Source organism: Sutterella sp. (assembly GCF_052272535.1).
Taxonomy (GTDB): Bacteria; Pseudomonadota; Gammaproteobacteria; order Burkholderiales; family Burkholderiaceae_F; genus Sutterella.
In genome coordinates, this window is the sequence record NZ_DAVZJY010000351.1 from 1 (window position 1) to 1,602 (window position 1,602).

General features: G+C 66.6%; 3 protein-coding genes. 1 reads left to right on the forward strand and 2 read right to left on the reverse strand.

Annotation, left to right across the window (positions count from 1 at the left end; all coding sequences use genetic code 11):
• Positions 1–43 precede the first annotated feature (43 nt).
• Positions 44–406, forward strand: coding sequence for an amidohydrolase family protein (locus tag ACT6Y9_RS10895; protein WP_443744546.1), 363 nt, complete (start codon positions 44–46; stop codon positions 404–406).
• Between the two features lie 134 nt (positions 407–540).
• On the opposite strand, the gene ACT6Y9_RS10900 is transcribed toward ACT6Y9_RS10895, so the two are convergent.
• Together ACT6Y9_RS10900 and ACT6Y9_RS10905 are read right to left on the reverse strand one after the other, a co-directional pair.
• Positions 541–984: a TlpA family protein disulfide reductase gene (locus tag ACT6Y9_RS10900; protein ID WP_295477850.1), complete on the reverse strand. Its 444-nt coding sequence runs from the start codon at positions 982–984 to the stop codon at positions 541–543.
• Positions 985–1,043: 59 nt separating this feature from the next.
• Positions 1,044–1,602: ABC transporter ATP-binding protein (locus tag ACT6Y9_RS10905; RefSeq protein WP_443744547.1), on the reverse strand; the 559-nt coding region annotated here is incomplete at its 5' end.

Genomic DNA, 1,602 nt, shown 5'->3' on the forward strand with positions numbered 1-1,602 from the left:
ACTAACATTCCGGCCTCGCTAACCTCGCCCTGAAGGACGGGGCTTGCGCGAGGCCGGTTTTTTGGTCATCCTCTCGCAGGGCCTCTCGCTCGTGAAGCTCGACATTCTGTCGCTCTCTGAATTCGCGCAGAAGACTTCGCTCAACCCCGCGCGCATGCTGCGCCTCACGCAGAAGGGTCACCTCTCGGTGGGCGCCGACGCCGACATCACGGTCTACGACTTCGCGACGCAGGAGCCGAAGTACTCCTTCGTTGAAGGGCGCAAGGTGCTCTGGAAGGGCGACGTCGTCGCCAAGGGCGCGACCGTGATCTGCACGGAGCGCGGCGTGAAGGCGATTGAAGCCCGCGGCATGAAGGCGATCGCCGTCGACCCGGGCCGTCAGGTCGAGCGCGTCCCGGCGCTCTGACGAGAGGCACGACGCCGCGCGCCTCCCGTCCTTCCGGGCGGGAGGCGCATCCAAAACGGGCGCTCCCCGAGAGCTTCGGGTGCGCCCGCTTTTGCTTTCCGAGATGCCGGAGGCTCACCCGGCCGCAGGGCTTCTCAGCCCTCCAGCAGGATGTTCACGCGCTCGCGCATCGTGTCGGCGTCCACGGGGCCGACGTGCTTCCAGATGGGTTCGCCTTTGCGGTCGTAGAAGATCTGCGCGGGCATCTCGTCGATCAAGTAGACGTCCTCGATCCCCTGCCACTCGTCGATGTCGATCGTGATGAAGGCGGCCTTGTCGCCGTACTCCTTCTGCATCTGCTTCATGAGCTCGGCCATCTCCGGGCAACTTGCGCACCAGGAGGCGCCGAAGTCCACGATCGTCACCTTGCCCTTCACGGGGAACGGAACGTCCTTGAGGTTGCGCCGGGGCGTCTTCTTGGCGGCGGTCTGGTTCTGGGTCTTTTCGGATTCCTTCCCGGCCTCGGCCGCTTCGACCGCTCCGACGGTCGTGAGCATTGCCGCGGTGATGCCCGCACCGATGAGCTCTCGTCTCTTCATGATTCTTCTTCCTTCTCAAAGTGAATGCGTTTTGCTTTTCCCATCCGGCCCGTCCGTCCTCAGGGCGCGACGCGTCCGGTGAGCGTGCCTTCGGACATGTCGTAGATCCGCGTGGAGCTCTCGAGGCTGAAGGCGTCGTGAGTCACCATGAGGACGGCCCCGCCCTCCCGGGTCAGCTTCCCGAAGATCTCCACCACGCTCCGGGCGCTCGCCGGGTCTAGGTTCGACGTGGGTTCGTCGGCGACGATGAGGGCGGGCGAGCACATCAGTGCGCGCGCGACGGCCGCGCGACGCAGCTCGCCCCCGGAGAGCGCGTTCGGGTACTGAAGGGTCAGGTCCGCCAACCCCACGTCGGCGAGGAGCTGCTTCGCACGGCCTTCGGGCTCGGGCCCGCGGGATCCCGCGAGGTACCACGGCAGCCGCACGTTCTCCTCGATCGTGAGGGTTGGGATGAGGCCCGCCGTCTGCGGGACGTACCCCACCCGGGCGTTTCTCAATTCGGAGCTCTCGGCGTCTGTGAGGCCCGCGAGCGCCCGGCCGCAGAGGGTCACCCCGCCTTCGGTCGGGGGGAGCAGCCCCACGAGGATGTTGAGCAGAGTGGACTTCCCCGAGCCCGAG